The sequence below is a fragment of the Silvimonas iriomotensis genome (assembly GCF_014645535.1).
GTDB lineage: Bacteria > Pseudomonadota > Gammaproteobacteria > Burkholderiales > Chitinibacteraceae > Silvimonas > Silvimonas iriomotensis.
The window spans coordinates 1,229,113-1,249,029 of record NZ_BMLX01000001.1; the positions used below are offsets into that span (position 1 = coordinate 1,229,113).

The window sequence follows — 19,917 nt, forward strand, 5'->3', positions numbered from 1 at the left end:
AGTTTTCTCTCCAGTGCGGCAGTCCGGTTCTTGTTTTGCTATACAGGCACTTACTAATGCAATTTTTTTGGTAGCGATTTCTTATTAATTACTGGATAGCACCGATTACAAGGAAGTACAGCATTTTCACCGAGCCGCTTTTATGGTGGTCTACAGGACATAACACCGCTCCTGTCAGCTTCACCAGGATGCGCTCAACCGGGAGTGAAAGCGTTTGCAAATCAATAGCCCAAGGTGGATGCCCGCGATCATCATTGCGCTGGGTCTCGTGTTGTCTGCCCTGCTCGCCCATCATCAACAAGCAGAAAATGACGCTGCCGCACATCAGCGGTTTTTATCGCGTTCAAAACGCGCGGTAGAACAAATCAATACGCAACTGCGTATTTATGAATACGGCCTGCGCGGTGCGCGTGGCGCGGTATTTGGCAGTCTGGGCGAAGACCAGGCCCAGCAGCGTTTCAGGCAATACGGCAATTCACTTGATCTGGATACCGAGTTTCCCGGCTCGCGCGGATATGGTTTTGTCCGGCGGGTCAAAGCAGATCAGGAAGCCATATTTGTGATCAATCAGCGCGCCAATGGCCAGCCTGATTTCCGGATTGAGCAATTGCTGCCGCATAAGGGCGACAAATATGTGGTGGAGTTTTTTGTGCCAGAAGTGGTGGCCCGCCGGGTTGTCGGGCTGGATCTGGCCTCTGAACCCAGTCGGTTGCGTGCCTTGCAGGAATCCGTCACTACCGGCCAGGCCACGCTGACCCGTCCCATCGGGCTGACGCTGCCCAAAGGCCAGCCCAACCTGGGTTTTTTGCTGGTGATGCCGGTCTACCGCGAAGGCGCCATGCCAGCCGACCCGGCAGACCGTGAAGACGCCACGTTGGGCTGGGTGTACACGCCGCTGGTCGCCAGCGAGGTGATGAAGCATTTTGACTACCGCGATGGCGAGATCACCGTCCGGTTGTCGGCCCTGGATAATGACGACAAGAATGCGACTTTCTTCGCCTCGCCGCTGAGCGATCGCAAGCCGGAAGAAGGCTATGTCTACGAGGCCGACATTCATCGCTACGGGCAGGTGTGGCACGCGCAGATCGCGGCCTTGCCCAAGTTTGTGGATGACCTCAACCTGCTGTCGCCGCTGGAGCCGGCACTGATTGTGCTGGCATGCGCGCTGCTGCTGGCCGGCGTGATCTACCTGTATTCGCTGAACGTGGACCGGCGCCTGCACGCCATGGCCGATCAGGCACGGCTGGCGGCCATCGTCGAGGGCTCCAATGACGCCATTGTCGGCAAGACGCTGGAAGGCGTTGTCATGACGTGGAACCCGGCCGCCGAGCGCATGTTTGGCTACAGCGCGGCCGAGGCCGTGGGCCACACCATCCGTGAACTGGTGATTCCGGAAGACCGCGTCGCCGAAGAAACCGAGATCCTGCGACGCGTGGGCCATGGCGAGATCGTCCCCCATTTCGAGACCGTGCGCCGGCGCAAGGACGGCACCAATGTGGCGGTCTCCGTCACTGTGTCGCCCATTCGCGGGCCCAACGGGCAAATTGATGGCGCGGCCAAGACCGTACGCGACATCAGCCAGCAAAAAGAGGCCGAGGCCGAGATCCTCAAACTCAATGCCACGCTGGAGCAGCAAGTGCAGGAGCGGACCGGGCAAATCCAGGCGTTCTCTGCCCTGCAGGCGGCCATTCTGGAAAGCGCCGGGTATTCCATCATCGCCACCGATTCAGAAGGCATGATCAAACTGTTCAACCCGGCGGCGGAGCGTTTGCTGGGTTACCGGGCCGATGAAATGATCGACCTACAAACACCAGGCATCTTGCATGACCCGCTTGAGGTAGAGCGCCACGCACGCGAACTGAGCGCGGAACTGGGCTATCTGGTCGAACCTGGCTTTGAGACCTTTGTTGCCAAATCGCGGCTGGGCAAACCGGATTCCAACGAGTGGCGGTATGTGCGCAAGGACAAAAGCCAGGTGCCGGTGCTGCTGACCGTCAGCAGCCTGCGCGATTCCGAAGGCCGCATCTTTGGTTTCCTTGGCATTGCCATGGACCTGACCCTGCACAAGCACGACGAGGCGGTGTTACGCCAGGCCAAGGAAAGCGCGGAATCGGCCACCCGCGCCAAATCGGATTTCCTCGCCAACATGAGCCATGAAATCCGCACCCCGATGAACGCCATCCTGGGCATGCTGCAACTGTTACAGCAGACCGACCTGACCAATCGCCAGCATGACTACACCGAGAAAGCCGAGTCGTCCGCCAAGGCCTTGCTGGGCTTGCTGAACGATATTCTGGATTTCTCCAAGGTCGAAGCCGGCAAGCTGGAACTGGACCCGCACCCGTTCATGCTGGACAAGCTGTTGAAGGATATCGGCGTCATTTTGTCCGCCAGTGTGGGCCGCAAGAACATTGAAATCCTGTTTGATATCGACCCGGCGATTCCGGAACTGGTGATTGGCGATGCGCTGCGCCTGCAACAGGTGCTGATCAATTTGTCCGGCAATGCCATCAAGTTCACTGAACACGGCGAGGTGGTGCTGTCTGTGCGCCTCAAACGCCGCCGCGAAGACACGCTGAACCTGGAGTTCTCTGTCCGCGATACCGGCATTGGCATGACGCCAGAGCAACTGATTCATATTTTCGAGGGGTTCTCCCAGGCCGAAGTCTCGACCACGCGGCGCTTTGGTGGCACGGGTCTGGGTCTTGCCATCAGTCAGCGTCTGGTGCGCTTGATGGGCGGCCAACTGGCGGTGGAAAGCGTCTCGGGCAAAGGCAGCGATTTTCATTTCGAGATCGTGCTGGAAGCCACCGGCGAGGAAACCTCGCTGGAGGAAAGCTTGCCGGCGCTGGCCAATCTGCGCGGCGTACGCGCGCTGATCATTGATGACAACGCCAGCGCGCGGGAGGTGATCTCGCGCATGGTCGATTCTCTGGGCTGGCGCGCTGACCTGGCGGCCTCCGGCGTCGAAGCGCTTGATCTGCTCAAGCAAAGCATTGAACGCGGCCGCACCTACGACGTGATCTTTGTCGACTGGGCCATGCCGGAAATGGATGGCTGGCAAACCGCAGAGCGCATCCGCGCCATTGCACCGCCGGGCACCAGCCCGCTGATTGTCATGGTGACCGCCCATGGCCGGGAAATGCTGGCGCAGCGGCTGGCCAGCGAACAGGCGCTGCTTGATGGTTTCCTCGTCAAACCCATCACCATCTCTACCCTGTTTGATGCCGTGGCCGATGCGCGCGCCAACCAGAACCCGGCCAGCATTCCGGCGCGCAAGTCCGGCGCCGGCCCGCGTCTGACCGGTTTGCGCCTGCTACTGGTGGAAGACAACCCGACCAACCAGCAAGTGGCGCGCGAGTTGCTGAAGAACGAAGGCGCACAAGTGGATGTCGCTGGTGGCGGGATTGAAGGCGTGACCGCTGTGCAGAACGCGCAGCCGCAATACGACGCCGTGCTGATGGATATCCAGATGCCGGATATGGATGGCTACGCCGCCACCCGCGAGATCCGTCACAAACTGGGCCTGCGCGAGCTGCCCATCATTGCCATGACCGCCAACGCCATGGCCAGCGATCGCCAGGCCTGCCTGGATGCGGGCATGAACGATCACGTCGGCAAACCGTTTGATCTGAACCAGCTGGTGGCGGTGATTCGCCAGTTCACCCGGCACGCAGTCGCAGAGCCCGCCCTGCAGCCGCCGCCCGCCCAGGTTCGCACGGGCGGTGTCATCCCGCCGGCAGCGCTCAAACTGGCCGGTGAACGCGGGCTGGATATCGCCGCCGCGCTGGCCCGGCTGGGTGGCGATCTACCGCTGTTTGAATGGGCGCTGGGCAGCTTTGTGAGCACCAGCGCGCAAATGAGCGAACAACTGGCGCAATGGTGGCCCGGCAGCCCGCAAGACGCGCTGGCGCGGCTGCTGCACACGCTCAAGGGTACCGCCGGCACGGTCGGTGCGACTGATCTGGCCCTGCAAGTGCGTCAGGTAGAGGGCGATGTGCGAGACGGGCTGGATGACAAGGTGCTGGGTGAAAAGCTGGCCCAGATCAACGCCGCGCTGGAAGAAACCTGCAGCAACGTCAAAGCCCTGCAGGCCATCTTGCAGGAGGCCAGCGGTACCGGCACCCACGCCGAAGCCGCGCCGGACTCTGCCCTGGCCAGCGATCTGGAAACCCTGTCGCAACTGCTGGCGTCCGCCAATATGGAAGCCATGCGCGTGTTCGACCAGATCAAGGCCGGGCTGACTGCGGCCTATCCTGATCATGGTGCAAAAATCAGCGACGCCATCAACCAGCTGGATTTCCAGCGCGCGCGGGCGCAGTGCGAGGAGCTGCTGGCGCAATTGCGCAACTGATCACGTCATCCACCCGACCATGAAAAAAGCCCCGCATTGCGGGGCTTTTTCGCGAACCGTCTGGCGATCAGGCGCCGAACGGATGACGCATCACGATGGTTTCTTCACGATCCGGACCAGTCGAAATGATATCGACCGGTGCTTCGCAGACTTCTTCCACACGCTTGAGGTAAGCGCGGGCGTTGGCCGGCAGGTCTTCGAAACGCTTGATACCGAAGGTGGATTCGCTCCAGCCCGGCATCTCTTCGTACACCGGCTCGCAACGGGCGATTTCTTCGGCGCCGATCGGCAGAATATCGACGATCTTGCCGTCAATCTTGTAACCGGTACACAGATTGATGGTCTCGATGCCGTCCATCACGTCCAGCTTGGTCACGCACAGACCGGAAACACCGTTGATCTGGATGGAGCGCTTGAGCGCAGCCGCATCAAACCAGCCGCAGCGACGAGGACGACCAGTCACAGAGCCGAACTCGTTGCCGCGTTTGGCCAGGCCAGCGCCCACTTCGTCAAACAGTTCGGTCGGGAACGGGCCGGAACCCACGCGGGTGGTGTACGCCTTCACGATACCCAGCACGTAGTGCAGCATTTGCGGTGCCACGCCGGCGCCCGGTGCCGCAGCACCCGCCACACAGTTGGAGGACGTCACGAACGGATAAGTACCGTGGTCCACATCCAGCAGCGTACCTTGTGCGCCTTCAAACAGCAGCGACTTGCCTTCCTTGTTCAGGTCGTACAAGGTGCGCGACACATCGGCCACCATCGGGCGAATGCGCTCGACAAAAGCCAGGGTCTGGTCGTAAACGGTCTGGAAATCCAGCGCCGGGGCCTTGAAGTACTGGGTCAACAGGAAGTTGTAGTACTCCAGGTTTTCCTTGAGCTTGGCGGCGAAACGTTCCGGGTGGAACAGGTCTTGCACGCGAATGGCGCGACGGGCTACCTTGTCTTCGTAGGCCGGGCCGATACCGCGGCCGGTCGTACCGATCTTGGCTTCGCCCTTGGCCGCTTCACGCGCTTGATCCAGTGCCACGTGGTACGGCAGGATCAGCGGGCAGGCTTCGGAAATGCGCAGACGGCTGGCAACATCAATGCCGGCGGCGTCCAGTTCGTCGATTTCCTTGAGCAAGGCTTCCGGCGAGATCACCACGCCATTGCCAATGAAGCAATCCTTGCCCGGATGCAGAATGCCGGACGGGATCAGACGCAACACCGTCTTTTTGCCGCCCACCACCAGCGTATGGCCCGCATTGTGGCCGCCCTGGAAGCGGACAACGCCCTGGGCGTGATCGGTCAGCCAGTCGACGATCTTGCCCTTGCCCTCGTCACCCCATTGGGTACCGACCACGACTACGTTTCTGCTCATTCAGAACCTCGATTTAACCAGATAGAACAACCGTTTACATTCAGGCAGCCCGCTTTTTAGCAGACTGCCGTGCGAAAAGCCCGCGTATCAGACAAGCGGAACAACCTGCCATTGCCCATCCTTGAGGACGAGGCGGCGGTTGACGGCAACTTCTTCGGGCTTGACGCCCAGATCAACAATCACGGTTTCACCGGCGTCACGCAGGCGGCGGACGGCGGCAATCAGCTCGGCATCGTCACCTGCGGGGGCCAGAATGGCGGCGCCCTGCTCCGGGAACGGCAGACGGCTCAGTTCACGCATGTCCAGACTGAAGCCGGTTGCCGGGCGCGAGCGGCCAAAACGCTCGCCCACGCTGTCATAACGGCCACCACGCGCCACCGCGTTGGCAAAGCCATCGGCATAGGCGGCGAACACCAGACCGGTGTGGTAGTCGCTGCTGCGCACTTCAGCCAGATCAAAGCGCACGGCGATACCCCGCGCCTTGAGCGCGGCGAACAGGGTTTCCAGCGCGGCCAGCGCAGCGGTCACGCCCGGCAGCGCCGGCAATGCGGCGCGGGCACGCGCCAGCACATCGTAGCCGCCATACAGCGTCGGCAGGGCTTGCAGGCCCGCGGCAAGTTCAACATCCAGCGTGGCCGACAATTCGCGCAGGGTCGGCAGGTCTTTTTGCTGCAGCGCGAGGAAAGTCTGATCGCGCAGATCACCCTTCAAACCCGCTGCATCTGCCAGCGCGTGGAACAAACCAATGTGCCCCACATCAAGGCGTGCTGTTTTCAGGCCGGCAAACGCCAGGCTTTCAAACATCAGTTCAATGACTTCCACGTCTGCGGCGACATCCGCGCAACCGTAGATTTCAGCGCCAATCTGGCGCGGCTCACGCGTGGACAGAATGCCATCCGGGCGCGTGCTGACGACGGAGCCGGAATAACACAGACGCGCGACGCCCTGACGGTTGAGGATATGAGCATCGATCCGGGCCACCTGCGGCGTGATGTCAGCCCGCAGGCCCATCTGCCGGCCGGTCATCTCGTCGACCAGCTTGAAGGTTTTCAGGTCCAGTGCCGGATCATCTTGCAAGAACAGGGATTCAACATATTCGACCAGCGGCGGCATGACCAGCTCGTAGCCGTAGCGGGAAAAAAGATCGAGCAAGCCACGGCGCATCGCCTCAATCTGGCGAGCCTCGCGGGGCAGCACATCGGAAATATATTCCGGCAGAATCCAGTTACGCATTTTCAAACCAGGATAGTTACGGACTCTCAAAAATCCGCTTAACAGAAAATCCAGACAAATCAAGGCCCTGGCGCGCAGAACGCACCGGGGCCGTGATTTTCGTATCGCATTATCTCATGAATGCCGCTGTTAGCGGGCAAGAACCGCCACAAGGGCGGCGCCCAACAGCAGTGCAAGGCCAAACAAACGGATTTGCAAGTCATGCATTTGCGCGATCCGGGCCATGGTTTTTCGCCATGCACCCGGAAACGCGAAAGGCATCAGACCCTCCAGAACCAGCACCATGACCAGTGCCTGCCAGAGGGTCGAACCCACTTATTTGCCGGCCTTGCCGGCGGCACCTGCACCCGGATTCTTCATGTACTTGAAGAAGTCAGAGCTGGGGTCAACCACCATCATGTCAGACTTTTTGCTGAAGCTTTGCTTGTAGGCTTCAAGGCTGCGGTAGAACGAGTAGAACTCAGGGTTCTTGCCGTAGGCATCAGAGTAAATGGCTGCCGCCCTGGCGTCGCCCTCACCCTTCAACGTTTGCGCCTTGCTGTAGGCATCGGCCAGCACCACTTCGCGCTGACGATCCGCATCGGCCTTGATCTGTTCAGCTTGTGCCGCACCTTCAGCACGCAACTGGTTGGCCACGGCCTTGCGCTCGGACTGCATGCGCTCGTAAACCGAATTGAGCGTGCTGTCTTCCAGCTCGACCCGCTTGATCCGGACATCGACCACGCGCACGCCGATACGGGCGGCATCAGCATCTGCAACCTGCTGTACACGCGCCATCACGGCATCGCGCTGGCCAGAGATCACATCCTGCACCGTGCGCTTGCCGAACTCGTCGCGCAGCATGTTGTTCACGGTATTGCGCAGACGATCACGCGCCTTGCTTTCATCAAGACCCACCGCGCGGTAGTAGCGCTCGACATCCACGATCTGCCACTTGATATAGCTGTCGACCTTGACGTTCATCTTCTCGATGGTCTGGATCCGGGCCGGTTCAGCTTCATCAATGCTCTGGATGCGGCGATCAAAGTAGCGCACGTCCTGCAGCAGCGGCACCTTGAAGAAAATGCCCGGTTCCTTGAGCACACGCTTGAACTCAGAGAACTGGAACACCACCGCATACTGGCGCTGGTCTACCGTGAAGAGCGCCAGGCTCAGCACGAACAGCACCACAAGAATGACCGCGAGGGTCGGAATAATTCGATTCATGACCTCTCCCCTTTATCGTCCGTCACGCCCGCTACGGTCTGATGCCGTAGTGGCCGGCGCTGCGGCCGGAGTAGCGTCTGCCGTGGTGTCAGGCGTTGCTGCCGGCCTGGTCACATCCGCAGACGGAGCGGGATTGGTCGACTGGATCAGTTTATCCAGCGGCAGGTACAACAGGCTGCCGTTGCTCTTCTGATCCACCAGAATCTTGGTGGTGTTCTGGAACATCTGCTGCATGGTGTCCAGATACATCCGCTCACGCGTCACTTGCGGCGCCTTGGCGTACTCGGTGGCCACCTGCTTGAAGCGCGAGGCATCACCTTCTGCTTGCGAAACCACACGCTGACGATAACCCTGCGCTTCTTCCAGCAAGCGCGCGGCCGTACCGCTGGCCTTGGGCACCACGTCGTTGGCGTACGCCGTACCTTCGTTGATCAGGCGCGCCCGATCCTGCCGGGCCTTCACGGCATCGGCAAAGGCGGTCTGCACTTGTTCAGGCGGCTGCACGTCAGAGATGTTCACCCGGGCCACGGCAATACCGGTGCCATAGCGGTCCAGCAGGTTCTGGATCAGGTCACGCGTATCTTCAGCAATCTTGCCGCGGCCTTCGTTCAGGACGTAATCCACCTTGTTCTGGCCGACCACTTCGCGGATGGCCGTTTCAGCGGCCTGCTTGACCATGTCCTTGCCGTCGCGATCAACAAAGCGGTTGTCGAAAGCGAAATCCTGGGCCGACTTGAGCGTGTATTGCACTTCAAGTTGCACCTGCAGGATGTTCTGGTCACCGGTCAGCATGATGGATTCATCATTGCCATTGTCACCGCGGCCGCCGACTTCCAGGCTGCGGATTTCAGTGACATTGATCAGTTCGCGGGTCTCGATCGGCCACGGATAGTGCCACTTCAGACCGGACTTGTTGACCGTTTCGACATAGCGGCCAAAACGCAGGATCAGCGCGTTCTCGCGCTCATCAACCACGTAAAAGCCGGAGGCCAGCCATAGCACGATGACAATGCCGATGATGGCAACCACCCCGGTGCTACCACCCGGAATGCCGCTGCGCCCGCCCGGCTGGGAAGGTGGCCGGTTGCCGCCCCCGAAAAAGCGGGCCAGCTTGTTGGTGAAGTTGCGGATGATTTCGTCCAGATCGGGCGGGCCGTCCTTGCGGCCACCACCCCACTGCGGATCGTTTTGACTCATGGGATCTTGTTATTCCTCGACGGGTTGACTCATTGCATCGACCAGCGCGCCCCGCAGCAAATCGAGCCCTTCCCCCTGCGCGGCGCTTACACGAACCGCACGGATTTTATCATACTCGTCATGCTCGACCGCTGGCGCAAGCCCTTTCAGATCGATCTTGTTCCAGACCATCAACTGCTCAATGTGTTCCGCACCGACTTCATTTAAAACTTTGTTGACTTCTTCGACCTGCATATCGCGCAGCGGGTGATTCACGTCAACCACGTGCAACAAGAGGTCCGCGTGCAGTGTTTCTTCCAGCGTGGCGCGAAACGCGGCAACCAGCGTATGCGGCAACTGGCGGATAAACCCGACGGTGTCAGAGATGACCACCGAGTGCTCCTGATCCAGAAACAACTTGCGCGACGTGGTGTCCAGCGTGGCGAACAACTGGTTGGCCGCATAAATATTGGCCTTGGTCAGCGCATTGAACAGCGTCGACTTGCCCGCATTGGTATAGCCCACAATCGACACCGAGAACTCATTGCGTCGCTCACGCGCCCGGCGCTGGGTCTTGCGCTGCTTTTGCACCGTTTCCAGCTGCGACTTGAGCCGCTTGACGCGAATCCCCAGCAAACGCCGGTCGGTTTCCAGCTGCGTTTCACCCGGACCACGCAAACCCACCCCGCCCTTTTGCCGCTCAAGGTGAGTCCAGCCGCGCACAAGGCGCGTGGACATATGCGACAACTGGGCCAGTTCAACCTGCAACTTGCCTTCTGCCGTACGGGCGCGCTGGGCAAAGATATCCAGAATCAGCGTGGTGCGATCGACCACCCGACACTGCATGGCTTTTTCCAGGTTGCGCTCCTGCGCGGGCGAGAGCTGATGATTGAAAATCACCACCTCAGCCTGATTGGCGCGCACCGCCTCGGCAATTTCTTCAACCTTGCCGGTACCGGCAAAGAAAGCGGGATCAGGCTTGCGGCGGCTGCCTTCCACCATGGCAACCGGCGTTACACCAGCCGATTCAACCAGCTGGACGAATTCTTCCTGACCATCACGATAGTCCGGTTCATTGAAATCAAGACAGACCAGAACCGCACGGTCCCCGCCCTTGTGGCGTTCAAACATAAATTTTCTGGATAACTGGAACGAAGATGAGAAACAGACGCTGAAGACACTGCAACAGCGCGGCCGTACTTTGCAATATGGCAGCACCTGGCCAGAAAAAAACCCCGGGGCCCAAACCACCGGGGTTTTTTCTGCCGGTCTGGCGCTTTACGCTTCCGGCGTCGCAGCGGCTACGGTAGCCGATTGCGGGTGCTCATGCGGGATGTTGACCGGGCGCGACGGGACAACGGTGGAAATGGCGTGCTTGTACACCATTTGCGTCACGTTGTTGCGCAGCAGCACAACATACTGATCGAACGATTCGATCTGGCCTTGCAGCTTGATGCCATTCACCAGATAGATGTAAACCGGCACATGTTCTTTACGCAGGATGTTCAGAAACGGGTCTTGTAGCATTTGCCCCTTGGTACTCATGTTTTAATTCTCCGATGCGTTATTGTTGGTGGTGAATCGCAAATCTTCTAATTTGCTTTGCTTTTTACAACCTGTCTTACGCTTATAGTACAAAAGCCGTTAGCTGCCAATAGGCAAGTTACCATTGCGTAACTACAAAATGAGCTACGGCCGGACCGGTCGTTTGGCCTTGTGAGCCGCCAGCTTCTTGCGACTCTCTTCCTTCTTGGCTGCCACCACCTTGCGGCGGCGCTCCATCAAACTTTGTTTTTTGGGCTCTTCCAGTTTTTCCTGGAACGGGTTGTCACCCTTCTTGAACTGCACGCGCAAGGGTGTACCTTGCAGCTTGAACATGGTCATGAAGCTGCGTTCAAGGTAACGCCAGTACACCGCGGGGATTTGCTCCAGCGCGTTGCCGTGCACAATCACCACCGGCGGATTGGTGCCGCCCTGGTGGGCGTAACGCAGTTTCGGACGAATCTTGCCGGACAGCGGCGGTTGCTGACGCTCCACCATCAGTTGCAGCGCACGGGTCAGTTTCGGAGTGGCGATCTTGATCATCGCGGCGTGATACGCCTGGTCGATGGATTTGAACAGATCGCCCACGCCCTGCCCGCGCAAGGCAGAGATGTAGTGGAACTTGGCGAAATCAAGGAACGTGAGCTTGCGGTCAATCTCGCGCTTGATGCGATCACGCTGCTCTTCGTCAGCGGCTTCCCATTTATTGATGGCCACGACCAGCGCACGGCCGCTTTCCAGCACAAAGCTGGCCAGACGGGCATCCTGGTCAGAGACTTCCTGCGTGGCATCAAGCACCAGCACCGCAACGTTGGCGTCGGTGACGGCCTGCATGGTCTTGATGACAGAGAACTTCTCGATCACATCATCAATCTTGCCGCGGCGGCGCATGCCGGCGGTATCGATAATGGTGTAGTGACGATCGTTGCGTTCAAAATCGATATAAACCGAATCACGCGTGGTACCCGGCTGATCGAACGCAATGACGCGCTCTTCACCCAGCACGGCGTTCACCAGCGTGGATTTACCCACGTTGGGGCGGCCAATCACGGCAAATTTGGGGTGATCGGCTTCGGCGGATTCTTCATCAACCGGGAAGCGCTCCAGCACTTCGTTGATGAGGTCACGCACGCCTTCGCCATGCGAGGCGGAAATAGCGGCGGGCTCATCCAGACCCAGTTCGAAAAAGTCGGCCGTCACCACGCCGCGGCTCATGCCTTCGGCCTTGTTGACGGCAACCCACACCGGGCGCTGGCTTTCACGCAGACGCTGGGCAATGATCTTGTCTTGCGGGGTAATGCCGGTACGGCCATCCACAATGAAAATCACCGCATCGGCCTCATCCACGGCCTGCAAGGTCTGGCGGGCCATTTCATGCAGGATGCCTTCATCGACGACTGGCTCGAAACCGCCGGTATCGACGACAAAGTAAGGACGATCGCCCACCTTGCCGTGACCGTAGTGGCGATCACGGGTCAAGCCGGGCATATCGGCGACCAGCGCATCACGCGTTTTGGTCAACCGGTTAAACAGAGTGGATTTGCCCACATTGGGGCGCCCTACCAGGGCAATCGTTGGCTTCATGCGTTTTACTTTATACCAACCGAATACACATCGCCCTTTTGGGACTGCAAAATCAGATGGTCAGAGAAGGTTTGCGGTGCCGCAGCGATGCGGCTACCGTCGGTTGCGAGTTGTGCGACGAAACTGCCGTCGTCTTCATTCAGCAGATGGACGTAGCCTTCAAAATCAGCAACAGCCACATAACCACCCACCACGGCCGGCGCACTGACGATGCGCGCAGCCAGTTTGTCCTGGTCCCATACGCTACGACCGGTTTCCCGCTCGTAAGCACGCACGTGACCCTGATCGTCGGTCAGGAATACCTTGTTGCCGTCAAACGCCACACCCGAATAGCTGGATGCTTCACGCGACCAGACGGTCGAACCGTTGCGCGGATCAAAGCAGGCTACGCGGCCTTGATAGCTGGCAGTGCAGACGGAGCCGCCGGTCAGTACCGGCGCGGAGACAATATCAGCCACACGCTCGACTTCGGTTGCGCCCTTGGGTTGCGATACCACGGTATCCCACAGCACGCGGCCATCTTCTGCCGACAGTGCGGCCAGATGACCGGCCGGCAGACCGGCGTAGACCACGCCGTTCGCCACGGTGAACGGTGCGTAGTTACGCAGCGTCAGCGACGGCAGCTGGCGCGAGTATTGCCACTTCACCGAACCATCGCTGATTGCCAGCGCAGAAATCTTGCCGTCACCGGTACGGACCAGCACTACATCATCGGCCACGGCCGGCGGTGCGACGATCTCACTGGTGGTCTGGCTGTTCCACAGCGGTTTGCCATTGGCATCAAAAGCGTAAACCACACCCTTGAGCGTACCGACGGCCACGATGCCATTACCGGCACCAACACCACCGGCCACGGGTTTTTCAAGGCGCACGCGCCATTGCACGCCGCCGCCTGCCAGTTTGTATGCAGTCAGGTTGTCCGGTGCGCCGGCAACAACAACAAGATCACCCAGGCTGGCCGGCAGGAAACGCAGGAATTCGGCCTTGCTGCCCGCCGAAGCACGCCACTCCACCGCCGCATTGACGGTGTTCTTGACTTTGGGCAGCGGCGACGGTGTCGGCGCATTGCTGGGTGCGGCACAAGCTGCCAGCACCGCAGCCACAGCGGAGAGGCACAAACCACGAACAAACTGACGTTGCAAAGACATATCAGGAATTTCCGAGAGCAGCGAGTTTTACTTCAACCAGAACCGCATTGGGTGTGTTCTTTTCTTGCTTGAGTTTGGCCAGCACATCCTTGTAGGCATCCCGGGCGCCGGCGGCATCACCCTTGGCGGCCAGCACATCGCCGCGCATTTCTGCAAACAGCGTGGTGTAAGAGGCGCTCTCGCGGGCACCCAGTGCTTTCAGTGCGGCGTCGTATTGTTTCTGGTCGAGTTCCACCGCTGCCAGGCTCAGACGGGCTGCGTCGCGCATGGCGGCTTCAGACGAATGGGCAACCACCCATTCAAGCTGGGTTTGCGCGCCTTTGCTATCGTTGGCAGTTGCAGCGCCCTTGGCAGACAACAAGGCTGCACGGGTGGTGTACGGGCTGTCCGGGTAGTCTTTCTTGAGCTGGTCAGCCTGGGTCACGGCCTTGGCGGGATCAGCCGCGTAGGCAGACTGGAATACGGCGTACTGGTCAGCAGCGGCTTGCGCCTGCTTGCCGGCCCATGCGTTCCAGCCAGTCCAGCCCAGATAGCCAACAAGACCAATCACAACCAGGCCGGCGATGTATTTACCCCAGCTCTCCCAGGCAGCCTTCAGTTCGGCAATCTGTTCCTGTTCTTGCAAATCAAAAGCCATGCTGATTTCCCGTTGCAGCCCCTTGCTGCTTGTTATGTGGATAAATGCAGCCCCGCCTGGCGAGGCTGCATATGAGATCAGGTTTCGGATTATGCCCGAATTTGCGCGGCAAGGTCTGCCAAAGGCAATGTGACTTGTTCGCCAGCACCGTCGCCTTTGAGCGTTTTGAGGTTGGCGGTACCGTTGGCGACTTCCTCATCACCCAGCACCACTGCAAAACGGGCGCCAGAGGCATCTGCCTTCTTGAATTGCGATTTGAAACTGCCACCGCCGCAATGCAGGACTACCGCCAGACCTTCACCGCGCAAGGTGTTGGCAAGCTTGAACGCGGTCGTGCCGGTGGTTTCACCCGTATGCACCAGATAGACATCCGGGTCTTGCGCCGGCGGCACGATCCCTTGTGCTTCCAGCAACAACAGCAGACGCTCAATGCCCAGACCAAAGCCCACGCCCGGGCAGGGTTTGCCGCCCAGTTGCTCAACCAGACCGTCATAGCGACCACCACCGCCAACGGTCGCTTGCGTACCCAGTTCAGTGGTCGTCCACTCAAACACGGTCAGATTGTAATAATCCAGGCCACGCACCAGACGCGGGTTGATCACGTAGGCCACGCCGGTGGCATCCAGCAACGACTTCAAGGTCTCGAAGTGGGCACGGGATTTTTCGCCAAGGAAATCAAGCAAACGCGGCGCGTTGTTGGCCATCTCCTGCAGCGCCGGGTTCTTGGTGTCCAGCACGCGCAGCGGGTTGGTATACAAGCGGCGCTGACCATCTTCATCCAGCTGCGCCTTGAAGCCTTCCAGATACTTGATCAGCTCGGCGCGGTGCGCAGCACGCTCGCTGGCTTCACCCAGGGTATTGAGTTCCAGCGTCAGGCCAGTCAGACCAAGGCGCTTGAACAGGTCGGCCAGCATCACAATCTGCTCGGCATCGACATCCGGCCCTTCAAAACCGAAGGCTTCCGCCCCGATCTGATGGAACTGGCGATAGCGCCCCTTTTGCGGGCGCTCGTGACGATACATCTGGCCGATGTACCACAAACGCTGGGTCTGGTTATACAGCAGACCATGCTCGATACACGCGCGCACGGTGCCCGCGGTCCCTTCCGGGCGCAGGGTCAGGCGCTCGCCATTGAGCTTGTCCTCAAACGAGTACATTTCTTTTTCAACGATATCCGTGTGCTCACCGACGCCACGCACAAACAGGTCGGTCGATTCCACGATCGGGGTACGAATCTGCTTGTAGCCATAGGCGTTCAGCCATTCGCGTGCGACGGCCTCCAGGTACAGCCAGGCAGGTGTGGCAATCGGCGCGCCCTTGGTCACGGTGGGCAGCGCATCGTTCATGCCGCGAACGCCCTCGATGTTTTTACTCATTTGATCAATCCGGTACGGGTAAAGACACGCGCCGCCCATTCGGGGCGGCGCGCAGCGGTCAGATTTGTTTAAGCGGAATCGTGCGCGGCGCGGCGGTTTCCCGTCGTTTGGCACCGCCTTCCTGGTAACGGGTGACGACGTAATCCTGCACGATGGCGAGGAATTCCTCGGTAACACGCTCGCCCTTGAGCGTCACGGTCTTTTCGCCGTCAACGTAAACCGGGCAGACCGGGACTTCACCCGTGCCTGGCAGGCTGATACCGATGTCGGCCAGCTTGGATTCACCCGGGCCGTTCACCACACAGCCCATCACCGCAACCTTGAGGTCTTCCACACCCGGATACTGCAAGCGCCAGACCGGCATCTGGTCACGCAGGAATTGCTGAATGCCTTGCGCCAGCTCCTGGAACACAGTCGAAGTCGTACGGCCGCAACCCGGGCAAGCGGTAACCAGCGGGGTGAACGAGCGCAAACCCATGGTTTGCAGCAGTTCTTGCGCCACCACCACTTCTTTGGTGCGATCGCCGCCCGGCTCTGGTGTGAGCGAAATACGAACCGTATCGCCCACCCCTTCTTGCAACAGCACAGCCAGCGCCGCGCTGGAAGCCACGATACCCTTGGAGCCCATGCCGGCTTCGGTCAGGCCCAGATGCAGCGGGTAATCACAACGGCCGGACAAATCACGGTAAACCGCGATCAGATCCTGTACGTGCGAAACCTTGCACGACAGAATGATCTTGTCTTTGGACAGCCCCCAGGACACAGCCTGGTCGGCGGAATCCAGCGCAGAGCGGATCAACGCTTCACGCATGACGGCTTCAGCGGGCAGCGGTTTTGAGAGCTTTGCGTTCTCGTCCATCAGCCGCACTGCCAGCGCCTGGTCCAGCGAGCCCCAGTTCACGCCAATCCGGACCGGCTTGTCGTACTCGACCGCCTTCTCGATCATGAACGCAAACTTCTCGTCCTTTTTCGAGCCCTTGCCGACGTTGCCCGGGTTGATGCGGTACTTGGCCAGCGCTTCGGCGCAGTCCGGGTAATCACGCAGCAGACGATCACCGTTGAAGTGAAAGTCACCCACGATCGGCACGTGGCAATCACGCGCGGCCAGCATGTCGCGGATGCGGGCCACTTGCGAGGCAGCCTCCGGACTATTGACGGTGATACGCACCATTTCTGAACCAGCACGCCACAGATCATAGATCTGGTCCGCGGTGGCTTTGGCATCGGCGGTATCGGTGTTGGTCATGGACTGGACAACAATCGGGTGGTCACTGCCAACCCAGACGTTGCCGATACGCACCTGCCGGGTGGCCCGGCGCGGAATGTTGTCGGTGATCATGTGTTTGCTTCTGTATCTCTTTGCCGCACTGAAACTGGATATGACTGCTGACGACTATTATTTCAGTTCAAAGTTTGCGACTTGTGTTTTCGTGTACTGCGTCAGATCCACGGTCTGGCCACGCAGCCAGACACGCGTATTTGGCGCATTGCCAATCTTGATACGGTACGGTGGCACGCCACCGAGACTGCGATCGGTACCAGCGACCAGAATATTACTGACAAGGCGCGTGCCATTGGCATCAATCACCTGGACCCAGGTATCTTCGTTCGCCACGATGCGCAATTCGCCATTGCCGATCACCGCCTGAGCGGCCGATGCGGGCACCGGCGTCGGCGTAGCGGCCTGGGCTGTTACGGCCGGCGCACTGGCCGGCACCACGGCCGCAGGTGCAGCCTGCACGGCCGAAGCCACAACAACCGGCGCAGAAGCAGCAGCATCTGCCACGACCGAGGCCGCGGGCGCACTGGCGATCGCCAGTTCAGGCTCGGAAGCCTGCGGTTCCGACGCGACCTGGGTCGCGTTCAGTTCCGGCGACGGTGGCTGTTGCAGATACCAGAAAATGGCCCCTACCGCGCCGCAAAACGCCAGCACGAAACCGGCCAGACCCAGCACGCGACCACCGCCGCCACCGCCATTGCCAACCGAGAACGAATTGTTCTCTTCTACCAGATGCGGCAAAGCGACTTGCACGCGCTCACGCGGCAGCAGGCTTTCGAGTTGGGCCAGCAAAGGCGCCGGGTCCAGTTGCAGCAGTTTGGCGTAATTGCGCACAAAACCGCGGGCAAACGTGTTGCCCGGCAACTGGTCAAAGTGATCCGATTCAATGGATTCGATCTGCCGCGACGACAACTTCAGTTGGGCGGCGACGTGATCAAGGCTAAGCCCCAGCGCTTCACGCTGGGCTTTCAGGCGGGCCCCAGGCCCGTATGCTGGCGCGTTGGTTTGTTCTTGTTCGCTCATCACGGATATTTCCACCGGTCAGATTGGGACCGGATAACCAGTTATATACAGGTCCAGTCCGGCTTCAGTTGAGCTGACCGCTCAACAAACGGGTGGTTTCAACAGAGTCAGGGTATTGCGACTTGAGCTGGTTGGCCAGACGGGCTTCGGCGTCCGTATTGCCCAGCGCGTGCTCCAGTCGCAGGCCCATCCATGTCAGCGCGGCGCTCGGCTGGACCATGTGTTGCAACTCGTTGTAATACTGGCGCGACTGCACGTAATCCTTGGTGCGCAGACCCTGCTCAACCAGTTCCTGGCGGGCAACGACGTTGTCCGGGCGCAGGCGCAGTGCTTGCAGGAAATAGGTATTGGCGGCTTTCTCGTCTTTCATGCTCACCGCGCACTGACCCGCATTCACATAGGTCTTGTCAGCGCTGGCGTACAGCGGGTTCTTCACCGCCGTCATGTAGTGCTGGATGCCGTCGGCCTGGCGCGAATGATTGCACAGGTACCAGCCAAAGTTGTTGTTGATATCGGAGTCATCCGGGGCAATGTTCAGCGCTTGCTGAAAATTGGCAACGGCTTTGGTGTCGTCGTGCAGTTCCGCGTAGATCAGGCCAAGCACGCCATACGCCGGGGCGTAGCGGCTATTGGACGACAGCGCCTCTTTGATCTCTTGCACGGCCACGGTGTACTGCGCGCGCTTGAGGTATTCCGCCGCCAGCTGCGTGTGCAGCAGTGCGCGGCGGTCGGCTTGCGACATATCGTCGCCGGAAGATGCAGCCAGCGCCCAGGGCGCTGCAAGGCTTGTCATGGCAAAGCAAATCAAAGAAACCATGTACCGCCGGATCATTCCACTTCCCCTGTATCGATATTTTTATCTGAACTGGATCGGGCGCGTCTCTTGTGCCTTGCGGTTGGCTGTACGACGCGTCTTGTCCTGTACCTGACCGGCCAGCTGGCCACACGCTGCATCAATATCGTCGCCACGCGTTTTGCGGACGGTGACGATATAGCCTGCGTTCATCAGGATATCCCGGAACGCGAGGATAGCATCACGGCCGGAACGGTTGTAGCCCGAATTCGGGAAGGGATTGAATGGAATGAGATTCAGCTTACAGGGCGTATCACGCAACAGCGCAATCAGCTCACGGGCATGCTCGGGCTGGTCGTTCACACCCGCAAGCATCACATATTCAAAGGTAATGAAGTCCCGCGGCGCTTTTTCCAGATAGCGATTACAGGCGGCCAGCAACTGGGCCAGCGGGTATTTCTTGTTGATCGGCACGATTTCATCGCGCAGACGATCGTTGGAGGCATGCAGACTGACGGCGAGCGCCACCGGCACCGCATCACGCAAACGATCCATGGCCGGCACGATCCCTGAGGTCGACAGCGTGACGCGCCGACGCGACAAGCCATAGGCATTGTCGTCCAGCATCAATCTGAGTGCTTTGACGACATTGTCAAAGTTGGCAAGGGGTTCGCCCATGCCCATCATCACCACGTTGGTGACGATGCGGGTATCTTCATTGACAGGCACACCGACCCGGGCCTGTTCGGCGCTCAGACGGCGGTTGGCCCACCACAACTGACCAATGATCTCGCCCACAGAGAGGTTACGGTTAAAGCCCTGGGCGCCGGTTGAACAGAACGAGCACTCCAGCGCGCAACCCACTTGCGACGAAATACACAGGGTGCCGCGGTCATCTTCAGGGATGAACACGGTCTCGATGCCGTTGCCGACATTCACGTCCAGCAACCACTTGGTGGTGCCGTCGCTGGCCACATGCTCGGCCAGCATGGCGGGCGAGCGCACCAGTGCGCCCGCCGCCAGTTTTTCCCGAAAGCCTTTGGCAATATCGGTCATGTTGTTGAAGTCAGCCTCACCGTGCTGGTGAATCCACTTCATCAACTGTTTGGCGCGGAACGGCTTCTCCCCGTAGCTGATCATCAGCTCGGCAAGACCTTCCGCATCGTAATCCAGCAAATTAACCGACATGCCAATAGCTCCTGC

General features: G+C 59.6%; 16 protein-coding genes. 1 reads left to right on the forward strand and 15 read right to left on the reverse strand.

Annotated elements, in window-relative coordinates:
* Window positions 1-238 precede the first annotated feature (238 nt).
* Entirely contained in the window at window positions 239-4,354 is a 4,116-nt protein-coding gene (locus IEX57_RS05455) for a response regulator (protein WP_188703101.1), read from the forward strand.
* A 67-nt stretch (window positions 4,355-4,421) separates the two neighbouring features.
* Here IEX57_RS05455 and IEX57_RS05460 read toward each other — a convergent pair whose 3' ends face one another.
* The 15 genes from IEX57_RS05460 to rlmN all read right to left on the reverse strand — a co-directional run bounded on the left by IEX57_RS05460 (window position 4,422) and on the right by rlmN (window position 19,902).
* Window positions 4,422-5,717, reverse strand: a complete 1,296-nt coding sequence (locus tag IEX57_RS05460) for an adenylosuccinate synthase (RefSeq protein WP_188703103.1) — start codon at window positions 5,715-5,717, stop codon at window positions 4,422-4,424.
* Window positions 5,718-5,804: 87 nt separating this feature from the next.
* The gene (locus IEX57_RS05465) at window positions 5,805-6,950 is read right to left on the reverse strand and encodes an ATP phosphoribosyltransferase regulatory subunit (protein ID WP_188703105.1); all 1,146 of its coding nucleotides are present in this window, start codon (window positions 6,948-6,950) and stop codon (window positions 5,805-5,807) included.
* A 129-nt stretch (window positions 6,951-7,079) separates the two neighbouring features.
* Window positions 7,080-7,265 carry a DUF2065 domain-containing protein gene (locus IEX57_RS05470; RefSeq protein ID WP_268238306.1) on the reverse strand — a complete coding sequence of 62 codons (186 nt, stop codon included), beginning with the start codon at window positions 7,263-7,265 and terminating at the stop codon, window positions 7,080-7,082.
* Entirely contained in the window at window positions 7,266-8,156 is an 891-nt protein-coding gene (hflC, locus tag IEX57_RS05475) for a protease modulator HflC (protein ID WP_188703109.1), read from the reverse strand.
* Window positions 8,157-8,168: 12 nt separating this feature from the next.
* Window positions 8,169-9,353 (reverse strand): FtsH protease activity modulator HflK, encoded by a 1,185-nt coding sequence (gene hflK / locus IEX57_RS05480; protein ID WP_188703111.1) that lies wholly within the window; start codon window positions 9,351-9,353, stop codon window positions 8,169-8,171.
* A 9-nt stretch (window positions 9,354-9,362) separates the two neighbouring features.
* The gene (gene hflX, locus IEX57_RS05485) at window positions 9,363-10,463 is read right to left on the reverse strand and encodes a GTPase HflX (RefSeq protein ID WP_188703113.1); all 1,101 of its coding nucleotides are present in this window, start codon (window positions 10,461-10,463) and stop codon (window positions 9,363-9,365) included.
* Window positions 10,464-10,610: 147 nt separating this feature from the next.
* On the reverse strand, window positions 10,611-10,877 hold the full coding sequence (hfq, locus tag IEX57_RS05490) for an RNA chaperone Hfq (protein WP_184098342.1): 267 nt from the start codon (window positions 10,875-10,877) through the stop codon (window positions 10,611-10,613).
* A gap of 144 nt (window positions 10,878-11,021) precedes the next feature.
* Entirely contained in the window at window positions 11,022-12,458 is a 1,437-nt protein-coding gene (gene der / locus IEX57_RS05495) for a ribosome biogenesis GTPase Der (protein ID WP_188703116.1), read from the reverse strand.
* Between the two features lie 5 nt (window positions 12,459-12,463).
* Window positions 12,464-13,606, reverse strand: a complete 1,143-nt coding sequence (bamB, locus tag IEX57_RS05500) for an outer membrane protein assembly factor BamB (RefSeq protein WP_188703118.1) — start codon at window positions 13,604-13,606, stop codon at window positions 12,464-12,466.
* Between the two features lies 1 nt (window position 13,607).
* Window positions 13,608-14,243 (reverse strand): YfgM family protein, encoded by a 636-nt coding sequence (locus IEX57_RS05505; protein WP_188703120.1) that lies wholly within the window; start codon window positions 14,241-14,243, stop codon window positions 13,608-13,610.
* A gap of 89 nt (window positions 14,244-14,332) precedes the next feature.
* Window positions 14,333-15,619, reverse strand: a complete 1,287-nt coding sequence (gene hisS, locus IEX57_RS05510; protein ID WP_188703122.1) for a histidine--tRNA ligase — start codon at window positions 15,617-15,619, stop codon at window positions 14,333-14,335.
* A 58-nt stretch (window positions 15,620-15,677) separates the two neighbouring features.
* Window positions 15,678-16,958, reverse strand: a complete 1,281-nt coding sequence (gene ispG, locus IEX57_RS05515; RefSeq protein WP_188703124.1) for a flavodoxin-dependent (E)-4-hydroxy-3-methylbut-2-enyl-diphosphate synthase — start codon at window positions 16,956-16,958, stop codon at window positions 15,678-15,680.
* A 57-nt stretch (window positions 16,959-17,015) separates the two neighbouring features.
* A complete protein-coding gene (locus IEX57_RS05520; RefSeq protein ID WP_188703126.1) occupies window positions 17,016-17,921 on the reverse strand; it encodes a RodZ domain-containing protein in 906 nt (301 codons plus the stop codon).
* Window positions 17,922-17,985: 64 nt separating this feature from the next.
* Window positions 17,986-18,714: a type IV pilus biogenesis/stability protein PilW gene (pilW, locus tag IEX57_RS05525; protein ID WP_188703127.1), complete on the reverse strand. Its 729-nt coding sequence runs from the start codon at window positions 18,712-18,714 to the stop codon at window positions 17,986-17,988.
* Window positions 18,715-18,777: 63 nt separating this feature from the next.
* Window positions 18,778-19,902 (reverse strand): dual-specificity RNA methyltransferase RlmN, encoded by a 1,125-nt coding sequence (gene rlmN / locus IEX57_RS05530; RefSeq protein WP_188703129.1) that lies wholly within the window; start codon window positions 19,900-19,902, stop codon window positions 18,778-18,780.
* Between the last annotated feature and the right edge of the window lie 15 nt (window positions 19,903-19,917).

Bases quoted from the DNA above. Each gene is read 5' to 3' on its own strand.
- bamB (WP_188703118.1), bottom strand. From the start codon at position 13,606: ATGTCTTTGCAACGTCAGTTTGTTCGTGGTTTGTGCCTCTCCGCTGTG.
- IEX57_RS05460 (WP_188703103.1), bottom strand. From the start codon at position 5,717: ATGAGCAGAAACGTAGTCGTGGTCGGTACCCAATGGGGTGACGAGGGC.
- IEX57_RS05505 (WP_188703120.1), bottom strand. From the start codon at position 14,243: ATGGCTTTTGATTTGCAAGAACAGGAACAGATTGCCGAACTGAAGGCT.
- hfq (WP_184098342.1), bottom strand. From the start codon at position 10,877: ATGAGTACCAAGGGGCAAATGCTACAAGACCCGTTTCTGAACATCCTG.
- rlmN (WP_188703129.1), bottom strand. From the start codon at position 19,902: ATGTCGGTTAATTTGCTGGATTACGATGCGGAAGGTCTTGCCGAGCTG.
- IEX57_RS05455 (WP_188703101.1), top strand. From the start codon at position 239: ATGCCCGCGATCATCATTGCGCTGGGTCTCGTGTTGTCTGCCCTGCTC.
- hflK (WP_188703111.1), bottom strand. From the start codon at position 9,353: ATGAGTCAAAACGATCCGCAGTGGGGTGGTGGCCGCAAGGACGGCCCG.
- der (WP_188703116.1), bottom strand. From the start codon at position 12,458: ATGAAGCCAACGATTGCCCTGGTAGGGCGCCCCAATGTGGGCAAATCC.
- ispG (WP_188703124.1), bottom strand. From the start codon at position 16,958: ATGATCACCGACAACATTCCGCGCCGGGCCACCCGGCAGGTGCGTATC.
- IEX57_RS05520 (WP_188703126.1), bottom strand. From the start codon at position 17,921: ATGAGCGAACAAGAACAAACCAACGCGCCAGCATACGGGCCTGGGGCC.
- IEX57_RS05465 (WP_188703105.1), bottom strand. From the start codon at position 6,950: ATGCGTAACTGGATTCTGCCGGAATATATTTCCGATGTGCTGCCCCGC.
- hflX (WP_188703113.1), bottom strand. From the start codon at position 10,463: ATGTTTGAACGCCACAAGGGCGGGGACCGTGCGGTTCTGGTCTGTCTT.
- hisS (WP_188703122.1), bottom strand. From the start codon at position 15,619: ATGAGTAAAAACATCGAGGGCGTTCGCGGCATGAACGATGCGCTGCCC.
- hflC (WP_188703109.1), bottom strand. From the start codon at position 8,156: ATGAATCGAATTATTCCGACCCTCGCGGTCATTCTTGTGGTGCTGTTC.
- pilW (WP_188703127.1), bottom strand. From the start codon at position 18,714: ATGACAAGCCTTGCAGCGCCCTGGGCGCTGGCTGCATCTTCCGGCGAC.